The organism is Sinomicrobium kalidii, from assembly GCF_021183825.1.
Taxonomy (GTDB): Bacteria; Bacteroidota; Bacteroidia; order Flavobacteriales; family Flavobacteriaceae; genus Sinomicrobium; species Sinomicrobium kalidii.
This window is the reverse complement of record NZ_CP089211.1, coordinates 2961598-2974297: the sequence shown is the minus strand read 5'-3', so window position 1 is coordinate 2974297 and position 12700 is coordinate 2961598. Positions and strand designations below refer to the sequence as shown.

Below are 12700 nucleotides of genomic sequence, written 5' to 3'. Positions count from 1 at the left end.
TCGGGGTTTAATGATTTTTAAAGTTGTAACAGGTCTTGAGACTTGCGACAGTACAGGTTTTGTTCTTGTTTTTCCTGTCTTATTTCCGTTACCTGTGTTCTTTTTAATTCTGGTTTTCTGTGATCGCTTCTACCAAGCTGTTCATATATACTTCGATATTGTCATATGCCGTACTCAACTCATTTCCGTTCGGGTTATCCGCTTCGGGGTCCAGTTTCATTTTCTCTTTCCATTCGTCCGGCATCCCGTCACCGGAAGTATCCCTGGCGGGGTCCAGGCTTTCCAGTGCGGGCCATCCGCCAACATCGGCCTGGGTATCAATAATCCCGTTGGTGCTTCCGTTCGATCCTTCATAGGTGTAGGAGGCCGTACGGACTTCCTCCGCTATCCGCGCATCCACGGCATCCCTGGACAATGACGCTCCGCCGAAATCCAGCACTTTTTCATAGGCTTCCTGTGCGGAATGGGTGGTTACATTATTTTCAATATCATGAGGTTCCGGCAGGCGCATGGCCGCTTTGTCTTCGTCCGGAACTTCACCGTAACTGTGGTGAAACTGGTTGTACACACCGTATTCCCAATTATCATCGGTGGCACGTGCGCTTCCTTCCATATAATTACCGTCTATGTAGAACTTGCCCCAGACATCATAAACCTCCGAATCTTCATTTTTGCTCTTATCAATGGAAATGATGCGTTCGGTCTTGGTTGTTGCCGGCCCGGGTTTGTAATAGCAGTTCACGATGTTGACATTCATGGCCTCGCCCCCGTAGGCGCTGTTGCCCTGCCAGTTGTAGACCACATTGTTCCTGAGGTCTACCAGGTCGGTAAGTGCAAAGGACTCATCTGCTCTTTCGCCAAGTCTCGGGTTCCTGCTGTCGTGATGGGCCAGCAGGTTGTGGTGAAAAGAGGCCCTTTTACCGCCCCAGATACCGCCATAGCCATGTGCTCCCTTACCGTGCACGGAATTCCTCAGGCTTTCCGTGATAAAGCACCATTGCAGGGTGGTATTTTCATTGGAATAAAAGGTTGCCGTTTCGTCAGTACTCCAGCTCAGCGAACAATGGTCGATGATGATGTTTTTATGAAACCGCGATTCCAGGGCATCGGCTTCCTGTTCAGCTTCGTCGCCCATCCTGAACCTCAGAAAGCGGATAATTATATTATCGGCATCAATAACCACGGGGTAGTCCTTAATGCAGATACCGTCGCCCGGTGCTGTCTGTCCGGCAATGGTCAGGTTCCCGTTGCTGATGTTCAGCCTCGACTTTAATTCGATATTTCCCGACACCTTAAATAAGATGTAACGGGGGCCGCTTTCATTCACAGCGGCCCTAAAGCTGCCTTCACCGCTGTCGTTCAAATTGGTTACGAACAGTACTTTTCCTCCCCTGCCTCCGGTTGTATTACGGCCAAAGCCTTCGGCCCCGGGAAAGGCATAGGCTTCTTCTTCGACCTGTACGGGATCTTCCGTAACCTCTTCCTGGTCTCCGTTCTCTCCGGCGGGATCGTCATTATTGCCGATACCCGTCGCATCTTCAGCACTGCAGGCCAGGACCAGTCCGGTCACAGCCATTATGATATAATTCCTGATCTTCATTTCATTCCTTTTTCGGGGTTAATATTCAATTTAATGGTTTAGTGCATGGCAAAATTCAATTCCGCCTGATTTTCCTCGATTTTGTACCCCGACCCTAAAGGGAGAAATCGAGGAAAATCAGACTCCTTTCAGGCGATGCATTGAGCCCGGTCGAAATGGAAAGGGTAAAATTGATGTTCCGGCAAAGCCTGAGAAACTGTTTTAATTTTGCCATGCACTTGAATTTAAGTTTATTAGCGTAAAGATTTTTGGTCGTTAAATCCGGTTAACCGCCCCCTTATATCCACGGGATCAGAGTTCCGCTCTCCAGCGCGGGTCACCGGCATTGTACTTCCCGGAGAAACTCGAATCTCCAAAATTAAAGTCACTATTATCGGGGGCAACCCAAAGGTCTTCGGAGGGACCGCCATAAGTGAAATTCGGAAACCCGGGGATCTCATTGGAATAAATATCCAGATCTTCCGTGCCCCAGTTATTTTCCAGAGTGAAACTTGTATTCTCAAGACCATTAAACCCTTTGATACCGTAATCTTCCTCACCGGCCGTGTTCCAGCCACGCCCCCATATATTGTTACGTAACACAATACCGTCGGTGACATTGACCCCGTCCTGGCCCCAATCGAAAATGTTCCTTCCGCTGTGTGCAACTTCGTAAAAGGTTGAGGATTCCACTATTATTGAACGGGTATCATTAACACTATTACTTCTTATAAAACTGCTTCCTATATTAGAAAAAGTTGAATTTGAAATATGAATATCCCCTATAGTCCAGTCCGATTTTTCCATATAAATTAGATTATAACTCTCCAGGCTATCCACTACGATATTGTTCATTGTAATTTTATCAATAGTTCCTGCTCCGTCTTTAGTTCGCACACCTCCCCTAAGCGGACCTATTTTACAATTCTCATAGCGTAATTCCCCTAAAGTTCCGTTACTGTTAAGATAGAACAGGAAAGAACCATCGAATGGGCCTTTTATGGCCACTCCATTAAATACTACAGATTCCACACCGGTATCAGCAATATCAAAACCTTTATGGTGCCCCATTTCAATTGTTGGCAACTCAGGGACAAAACCGTAGCCTCCGCGAATTTCAACAGATCTTTCCAGTAAGGGGGGCTGGGACATATCGTAGACCATTCCCCTTTTAAGCAGGATTATACTTCCATCGGCGGCGGTCTGCAGGGTTTCGCCCAGGACCATGGGGTCATCGCTTTCCCGGAGGTCAATTACATTTTCACCGGAAGGCAAGGCTTCCCTGGTGGTATAGTTGACCCATCCCCGGAGTTCTTCGTCGCTGTAGATCGCTACCTGGTATTCGGTTTCGGGCTCCAGCCCCTCCACAATGGCTTCTCCTGTTTCCCGTCCTTCTTCCGGGACAGCGACTTCATCAAAGAGCGGGTCTTCCAGGTAAAGATCATCCGGTGCAAATACCTTTATCCCCGTTACGGGCGATCCAGCTACCGTCCAGGTTACCCTGGCCGCTACATCGGTGACATCATAGGTTTCAGGGATATTCAGAATGGAGGGGAAACGCTCTGTTTTTACATTTCCCAGATCAGACACCTTGCTGTCGTATTCCGGATCTGAGGCATGTGCCGTGGCCCGTACCTGGTAAAGGGTATTCCAGAACAGTTCCTGGCCGGTAAGGTCTTTATTGATCTCCACATAACCGGTATCGGTCTCTATAGTATATTCTACGGTAGCAAAGGTATCGCGGCTCACCTCAAGGGTATACCCGATAGCTTCCTTGAGGTTTCCCATATCCGCAATAATGGTATTCCCTTCTGCATAGAGGGGTTCGTTAAGAACCGGGCGGAACAGCCTGGTTTGCTCGAATGATGCCTTATCGTCGTCGCTGCACGCATGGAAAAGCAGGACTCCTATTCCCAGCAAGAACAGCGTCTTTAAGTTAAAAATGCTATTATCTGTTTTCATTGGTTTCAGTTTAAAGGGTTGATTAAAATCCATAACCGTTATTGCTCAGTGTTCCCCGGCTATTTTCTATCGCTTCATTCGGTATGGGGAATATATAGCGCACCACGCCTGAGCCGGCGGGTCCGTTGATATAATTTTCCCAGTCTCTTGTGATCCACTCGTCATAGGTGGTGGTATCGTCATGAAGGTCCAGTAAAAATGCGGTACGGTTCCAGGTGTCGTCCGGCGGGGCCACTACCTTAAAATCGGGATTCAATACTTCAAAATCACCACTTTCGTTCACTTTCCAGTACATATAATCCGGTCCGTCACCTGTTCCGTTATTGGCATCGCCGGCCATTTTCTTTAAACCTTCTACGGTTTCCTGTACTTTTTCGGCATAAATCCCCCAGCGGATCAGTTCGTACTTCCGGATCATCTCTCCACCGAACTCCCAGGCCCTTTCGTCTACAATAGCATCGAAAAAAGCAGTTTTGGAAGCGGCGGCCTGTGCTACATAGTTATCTACTTTTTCCGTCCAGACTTCGGGAGCAAAGGCCCTTTGACGCACTCTTTTCAATGCCTCCTGTGCGGCGGCGGTGGGGCCGTTCAGTTCATTTTCGGCCTCTGCGAACATCAGGAGTACATCGGGATAGCGCATCATCGGCCAGTTAATACCGGTTCCCTTGGCCGTAGATGGCCCGGGAGGTTCGGACAGAAAGTGACGGCTCCATTTTCCCTGTGAAATATTCATGGGACTATTTACAAAATCGATTGTAAATTCTTTAGTTATCATGTATAACCCGCAGGTCACTTCACGTCTTTTGTCATCAGAATCAAAAGACATATAGTAGGTTACAGGCATGGCCATATAGTTACCTCCGGAGCCGTAATCGTGCAGGGCATCGGTGCCTCCCTCCACTCTTATACCAATATTCCATGCCACATCTCCGCTACCCATGGGAAAAGGCACTTCAAAAAGGATGTCTTCGTTGAGCGGGGAAATAAACTTACACTGATTAAGGAACACCTGCCTGAAATCTTCCGGTAGCGGGCGGTCCTTGAGGTCGATCAGTTTCTTAGTATAATCGCGGGCAATCTGGTAATATTCCAGGTAATCGCTTTTCCGGTCCTGGGTAAGGTCGGGTTTCAGGAAATAGCCTCCTCTTTGCAGGGCCAGCCGGGCGATCATCCCCAGGGTGTATTCCCTGTTGACCTGCTCTATGCCGTACCGGGTTTCATCGGCCCAGCGCATATCCTCTTCAACATTCATCAATGCCTCTATTTCACCACTGAGTATCTCGTTCCTGTCTGTTTTGGGAAGGTTAAAATCCTGACCGGCTACGGGGGCTTCGGTCACATAGGGTACATCCCCAAAATAATAGATGAGCATACTGTACCAGTAGGCCCTCAGGGTGTAGGCCTCTCCTAAAAGCTGCATCATGGTTTGTATATCGGTATCGTCGCCATTGACCAATACATCACTGTTGGTAATGCCGTCGATAGCTATATTGGCATCCCTGATGGCCCGGTATGCATAGGTCCATACAATGTTCAGGTCGCGGTTACTGTCCAGGGCATCGAGGTTCCATATCTGGTAACGATCGCCATTGCTGGTCCATCCGGACTGGTGTTCAATATCGGTATTTCCGGTCATGTTGTTGGACAGCCTGGACCGGAAAGCATCCTGATTAAAGTGTGAGTATATGGAGTTTACACCATTTCTCGCATCGTCCACATTGGAATAAATATAATCTTTATCGAATGTAGAGAGCGAATCGGGGTTCATGAAATCCTTGTCGCAGGAACTCATTAATGCTATGGCAAATAATGTGATTATATATTTTATTTTCATCGCTATAAGTTTTATGTCCATACCTGTGTTAAAAAGTGAGATTAAGACCCAGGGTGTATGAACGGCTCCTCGGGTAAGAGGAATCATCCACACCGGGTGTTAAACCACTGTTCCTTCTCGAATCGACCTCAGGATCGTATCCTGAGTAGTTGGTCCATATATGCAGGTTCCTTCCCGTGGCATATATCCTGAATTTGGACAGGCCTATTTTAGATATGAGCTCATCGGGCAAATTATACCCTAGGGTGAGGTTGTTCAGCCTTAAAAACGATCCGTCCTCAATGGCCCACGAATGGACTACGGCCCCGGCTATCCCGTGGCTGGCGTGCGACCAAATATTCTTACCCCGGTTCATTTCGTCCAGTTGGTCGAGGTCGGTCACCACTTCCCCGGCGGTTCCCGTATATTGTCCGTCAATATCTATATAGGTAAACCTGTTACCGGAATTCATCCTGTCGAGCATATTTCCATAGGTCACCCTTCTGAATTGATTGTATTGAATTTTACCCGTGTTGTACACATCGTTCCCGTACTGGAAGTTGAAGAAAACGGAAAGATCGAACCCTTTGTAGGAAGTATTAAACCCGAAACCACCCTGAAAATCGGGCAATGCATTACCTATGACCTGCCGGTCATCGGCATTGATCTCTCCATCATCGTTCAGGTCTTTTAATCTTAAGAAACCCGGTCTTATTTTTCTGTTTCCTACCACATTACCTGAAGACGGCACACCTTCTTTAAGGATATAGTCTCCTGATGCCTCGTCATAAGATTCGAAATCGTCTGTAGTGTACATGCCATCGGTCACATATCCGTATATATTCCCTAATTTCCCACCTACTTCCAGGTGATAATCACTGATATTATTCAGATCGGTACTGGCCCAGTTAGACCTTTCGAACCTTTCGTTAGTTTCATCGAGGGCCTCTATTTTAAAGGTGTTGGTACCGATGTTAAGACTGGCAGAAAGCGTAAAATCACCACTGTCTACGAGGTAGGCATTCAAGCCTAACTCGGCGCCGGTATTGGATGTAGATCCTATATTCTTCCACTCGGTCGGAAAACCCGAATTGGTGGAGATCGCAGAACGCAGCAACAGATCCCGGGTTTCATTCCTGTAAAAATCGAGACTACCGTTCAGCCTTCTGTTAAACAGGCCAAAGTCCAGACCGATATTGTTGGTTACTGTAGTTTCCCACACCAGTTCCGGATTGTACAACGAGTTGCCTTTTGGCGTATAGTATACGTTCTCTTCGTTACCGAACCCCGGGCCCCGGAACGTATTCGCATTGAATAAAAACCGGGTAGCGTCTGCATCTATCCTGTCATTACCGGTTTCACCATAGGTGATCCTAAGTTTCAATTCGTCGACCCAACCGGAATTTCTCAGGAAGTTCTCCTGGTCAATTTTCCAGGCGAATGCCAGTGCCGGAAAGATCCCCAGGTTAAGGTCTTCGGTAAAAACACTGGACTTATCGGCCCTCAGTGTTGCGGTCCAGATATATTTGTTTTTTAACTGAAAATCCAGCCGGCCGAAGATCGACCTCCGGTTGATATCCGTAGCTTCCCTGGTATAGGCATCATCTATACGTCCCAATTGCATATTGGCAAACAGTTCTTCCGGAGTAATGGACAACCTGTAGTCCTCCCCCCGTAAAAAGGCCTGTTTCGATCCGTTGGAAGACACTTCATACCCCACAAGGGCATCGAGTTTATGGTCTTCTCCCCATTGTTTTTTATAGTTCAACGTAGTCACCCACCGGTATGAAGTATATTCCCGGTTGTCTTTTGTTCCCAGAGGCATACTCCCTCCGTTGTTGAACGACTCACCGGTCAATGGCCCGTAAAAGCGCAGGTTCTCCCAAAACCTTCTTTGGGTGGTGAAGACGGTTTTCAGATCCAGTCCGTCAATAACAGACCATGTCAGACCGGCATTCAGATTATATCTTTTATCGGTCCGTTTGCGCCAATCCTGTTTTAACAGTTCGGTAGGCTGTATCATGCTTCTGAGGAACGATTCATAGTCGTTGTCCGCATCGAGCTGATTGAGATCGATATCGAGTTCGTCAGCAATTCCGTTCACCGGTCTGGCCTGTACGGCATCCTTGATCTTCAGCTGTGCGTTGGTCGATGTACCGGCGCCATCTGTAACAGCATTGGTGACCCTGGCCGACACATCAAGGGATAAGGGGTCTGCGATTTTCTGGCTGAGTTTAAAGTTTACAGATGTCCTTTCGTAAGCCGAACCTGTCAGAATACCCTCATCGTCATTATAGGACACGCTCAATCTCATTTTGGTCATATCCGTCCCCCCGCTTACCGCCAGGTTGTGATACTGGGAAAATCTCGGGCTGCCAAACAATTCCTCCTGCCAGTCCGTACCTTCTTTAGACTGGTACAGTTCCAGATCGTCATACTTGCCATAAAATTTCTCAAAATTTTCGGTTGCCGCCGTTCCCTGGAGTTTGGCATATTCGTAATTGGCCAGGACATATTCGTAAGGTGATAAGACCTCATATTTCCTGTCTTTCGGCAGGTAATTGTACTGAAAATAATTATTGTAATCTACAGAGACCTTACCGGCAATAGGGCTCTTGGTGGTGATCACCACAACACCATTGGCCGCCCTTGACCCGTATACTGCGGTGGCAGAGGCATCCTTTAATATGTTTATGCTTTCGATATCGTTGGGCGCAATGTCGTTGATATCCCCTACTATAAAACCGTCTACCACAAATAAGGGCGAATTGTCCTGGGTTATGGACCCGCCACCCCTGATACGTATCTTTATATCCGCTCCCGGTTCGCCATCGGTTGTAGTTACGCTAACCCCGGGAAGTCTTCCCGTAAGGGCATCGGCGGCACTGGACGTGGGTATTTTTGAGATCTCCTTGGCCGACATGGAAGCTACCGAACCGGTCATGTCCTGCCGTTTTACCTTTCCATACCCGTAATCTACAACCACTACCTCATCCAATTCCTCAAGGTTGGGCTCTAAAGTACTATTTATTTCCGTCCTTCCGTTTATACCGACCTCCTGGCTGATATACCCGATATAACTTATAACAAGAACCGCATCGCTGCCTGAAACTGTTAATGTATAGTTCCCGTCAAAATCTGTCGACGTACCATTTGAAGTCCCTTTTTCCATTACGGTAGCCCCCGGCAAAGGAGTATCCAGTTCCCCGTCACTGACCGTTCCGGTAACCGTAACGGACTGCTGGGCAAAAGCCCTGCCGTTTACAAGAAAACACAGTAGTAAAACAAATAAGGGTATCCGCTTTACAGTGTTTGACACCAGTAAAAAGTTTTTCATAATGTTCTTAAAGTTTATGTGGTTAATTTTTTTAGTACATGACAAAAATTGAATTTCGGTAATTCCTCGACTTGTTATCCCCAGCCCTAAAGGGAGCAAATCGAGGAAAATCAGGCTCCCTTTAGGGTTGGGGGGGAACTGATTTTCCGAGAAATCTGGTGAAAACAATTTTTGTCATGTACTAAAGTTAATTTTAGTTGGTTTCAATACTATAAGGGCTTCCTGCATGCCTTTCGGGAAGTCCGTAAACCTTGTTCCCAGGTCTCACCCTATTCATCACCGCATTTTTTCCCACCGCCGGTAATGACCTATCCGGAAAGTTTGGTGCCCCTTCCATCCATTTTATTACGGTCGTTACACATTTAGTGCAATCGATTACACGAAACTAAACAATAACTGTTAATTACAAAATTTTTAACTTAAAAAAATAGAGGATTATTAATTTTTACCGTTTTAAATTAGCATAATGACATCGCACGTAAACACCGGAATTTCAGGGTTTAAGCCCGTATCATATAATGTACTATAACGTTTGAGGAAAAAATGGAAAAAGACAGGTTGATTTCAAAAAAATTAACATTAAAACGTCCTTTTAACCGGCTTTATTTAGGGGGAGAATTTCATGGAGGCGGGCAGTCATCTCCAATAGCAAGCACAGACCTGCCGCGAGTCTGCCGGAGAGATCAACGGGCACCCTTAATATCAATCCGGAACTGAAATGGAAAAAAAGCGGTCCTCAAATTGGTTGTATTGATCCGCAAGGGAATATCTAAGAATCTTTTCATACAGTGAGATATTTCCTACTATAGCCACCGTACCGGGAAGGGTTACGAACACCGATTACAGTAGACATAACAGGCAGGGAAACTTTATCAGGAAAAGCTGTGTGCAGACAAAGGATATCCATTGTTATCCGAAGCCGGTTACGATACCGTATTTAGCCCGGCCAGGGGTGGGTATAATCCTTTTTTTAAGATATCCCGTTTAGTACATGACAAAATTTGTTTTATGCAGATTTATCGGTAAATCAGTTTGATCCTAACCATTTCGACCTGGCTCAATGCATCGCCTAAAGGGAACCTGATTTTCCTCTCCCGATATTTATCGGGATCACCCTTTAGGGATGGGGTGAAAATCCCGAAAGCTTTCGGGAGAGGAAAATCCACCCAGATCGAATTTTGTCATGTACTAAAGATATCCCGACAAATACCAGAGTACTTGTTTACCCCGGATAAACCCTTCCGGCAGAAGACAAATACGTACATCCGACCGAACGGTATTTCCCCGGGGAATACATTCTTTATTTACCTTTCCAAAAAGAAGATATGCGGCCTCACGACCTGATTTAATTGCGACTATGCAGCATTGTTTTTCATCGTTCACCACCTAATTCCGGATGCATTAGTTCCGGAATCGGAGATCAGTTCATCCGTTCCGGCCGTAGCATACTTTCAAAACTGCCTGTACTCACCGGCCAGATATTTATTGGCTTTTTCTTCTTTGAACCTGGCGGTTTCGGCATCCCAGTGCAAGGTCTCCCCGGGGAAGCGCCCTGCAATGGTTCCCAAAAGAATCGTCTCTGTCAATCGCGCAGCATAATCAAAAGGTGCCGAACATTCGGTTTTCCCCAGACAGGCGTCGACAAACTGGTGGTAGTGCTTAGGTCCTTCGGTCCCGTAATTGCGAACGGGTTTACCCAGGTCGTGCTTCGCGGTCAGCTCAGCTATTTCGCCGGAAATATCAATGTATTTTCCCTTAACAATTTTTCTCGGCAATTGCATAAAATGAGGCAACAACAGGCGTCCCTTCTCGCCTATGAACATGGCTCCCTGTTCGGGCAGTTCATTCTCGCCGGCTACTTTGGCCTCAAGCGACATTTTTTCCTTGATCCCGGCTTCCTTTCCCTGTTTCTTTTCGTTCTTTTTCACATCCATTCCCGGTAGCACGAGATCTTCGTGTGCTGCCGGGGCACCTTCGCCATCATACCATATCCATTTTAAGGACTTCGCGGTGTATTTGGTACCCGGAAACTCATAGGTTACGGTGTTGTGTTCCGGATAACCGAAGCCGTTGGAGGGCCTGCATTCGGTCATTATGGTTTTCGGCACATCCAATTGCAGGGCATTGTAGGGGGTATCGAAGATGTGTACGCCCATGTCGCCCAGGGTACCGCAACCGTAATCCATAAGTTTTCTCCAGTTCCCGGGATGATACACCCCCTCCTTGTACGGCCTCATGGGTGAGGTTCCCAACCACAGATTCCAATCCAGTTGTGACGGTACCGGGTCCTCACCCTCCGGTGCAGCGCCGTCATACCCCCAGTTTTTCGGAGACCAGGCGTGTACGGTATGTACTTTTCCGATAATGCCTGACTGAATCAAAAGTGTGGCCAGTTTGTAATCGTAAAAAGAATGTACCTGTATCCCCATCTGGGTTATTAATCCTTTTTCGGCAGCCAGTTTTTTCATGGCCCTCGATTCTGATACGTAATGCGTGAGTGGTTTCTGGCAGTAAACGGGTTTGTTCATCTGCATGGCCAGCATGGAGGCCGGGGCATGGGTATGATCCGGTGTGGATACGATCACCGCATCTATTTCATCTCCCATTTCCTCCAGCATAACGCGGTAATCAAAAAACACACGGGCCTTCGGATAGAGTTTATGCGCTTCGGACAAATATACGGCATCCACATCACAAAGCGCCACTACATCAACGGCTGCATGGGATGAGACGGCCTTCAGGTCTTCCCTCCCCATATTCCCCACACCGATATGCGCGGTTCGCAAACGGTCGCCGGTCGTAGCGGCTTTTAACAAAGAGGGCACCACCATAATTCCAAGGGCACCTACACTACTTTTTTTTAAGAATTCGCGTTTGTTCATGGCTTGCAGCAAATTATAATTTCCTGATCTTAATGTTCCGGAACCAGATCGGACTGGCATGGTCCTGCAGGGCAATATACCCGGTTTTGAATTTTCCGTAATCGGGACTGTTCTTCCACTTGTCCGAATTTTTCTTTTCGTACCATGCCTCATCCCAGGGGACAAAGGATAGTACCATTTTCCCGTTCAGCCAATGTTCAACCCGTTCGGGGGTGAAAACAATCCGGGAACTGTTCCACTCCCCCACGGGATGCAGGATCTTGTCGGCAGCCGGGGGATGCATGGCGTAATCGGCCCCGGTCTGCTGCAGGGGCTTCAGCTCTTCCGGGTTTTCGGTGTACCCCAGACTGGTATTATATGCCGTAAGATCATGGATACTGGCGTAGTTTTCATCATCGATAAGCTGGTATTCGGGGGCCACGACCGGCGGTCCGTCATATCCTTCCCTGACGTGATAAAAAATACCGCTGTTTCCCCCTTCGGGGATCTTCCATTCCAGGTACAATTCAAAATTGCCGAACTCTTCGGCGCCATAAAGGATGTCTTTCCCGCCCTTATAATTCTGTTCCAGGCCGAGTTCGGTGTCAAAGGTCAGGACACTGTCCTTTATGGTCCATCCCGGTGGCAGCGTATCCATATTGTACCCGCGCCAGCCTTCGATACTGCTTCCGTCAAAAAGATAGATCCACTCAGCATCCTTTTGTTTTTTTTCCAGGGTCACTTTTTCCCGAGAATTTTTCCCGGTATCCGTTTTACAGGAAAAAGCCAGAACGGCAAGTAACGGCAAAGCAAACTGCCTTATCCGGTTTTTGGGTTTCATTTTCATTTTTAACAGGTCTTAGGTTTAAATTTTATACTCCTTAACTTTTCCCGGTCTTTATATTTAAAACATGCAGCGTACACATTTTTGATCCTTTTTGAAAGTTATAAAAAACCCAAAAACATTGTTCTGCAATTGGGGTCGAGCACAAAGTCTATATAGCCGCTCAGGCAAATTCCTATAAAAAGGACCCGGCATTATAGTTTTGCATACCGGACAACTAATATATAAAATTCAATACAAAGTCAAAATTAAACTTCTCAACCTCATATTGAAACGGATCAGAGCTTTATCAGGGAACGAATAA

6 protein-coding genes are annotated in these 12700 nt (G+C 47.0%); all 6 read right to left on the bottom strand.

The genetic code is table 11. From position 1 onward, the window contains the following. Window positions 1–103: 103 nt before the first annotated feature. The gene (locus LS482_RS11875; RefSeq protein WP_233027746.1) at window positions 104–1600 is read right to left on the bottom strand and encodes a pectate lyase family protein; all 1497 of its coding nucleotides are present in this window, start codon (window positions 1598–1600) and stop codon (window positions 104–106) included. Between the two features lie 291 nt (window positions 1601–1891). Beyond that, a complete protein-coding gene (locus LS482_RS11870; protein WP_233027745.1) occupies window positions 1892–3541 on the bottom strand; it encodes a DUF5123 domain-containing protein in 1650 nt (549 codons plus the stop codon). Between the two features lie 22 nt (window positions 3542–3563). Beyond that, complete coding sequence (locus LS482_RS11865; protein WP_233027744.1) at window positions 3564–5375, bottom strand: RagB/SusD family nutrient uptake outer membrane protein; 1812 nt, start codon at window positions 5373–5375, stop codon at window positions 3564–3566. Window positions 5376–5403: 28 nt separating this feature from the next. Further along, entirely contained in the window at window positions 5404–8691 is a 3288-nt protein-coding gene (locus LS482_RS11860) for a SusC/RagA family TonB-linked outer membrane protein (protein ID WP_233027743.1), read from the bottom strand. A 1451-nt stretch (window positions 8692–10142) separates the two neighbouring features. After that, window positions 10143–11573: a Gfo/Idh/MocA family protein gene (locus tag LS482_RS11855; RefSeq protein WP_233027742.1), complete on the bottom strand. Its 1431-nt coding sequence runs from the start codon at window positions 11571–11573 to the stop codon at window positions 10143–10145. Window positions 11574–11586: 13 nt separating this feature from the next. Next, window positions 11587–12393: a 3-keto-disaccharide hydrolase gene (locus LS482_RS11850; RefSeq protein WP_233027741.1), complete on the bottom strand. Its 807-nt coding sequence runs from the start codon at window positions 12391–12393 to the stop codon at window positions 11587–11589. Window positions 12394–12700: the final 307 nt, after the last annotated feature.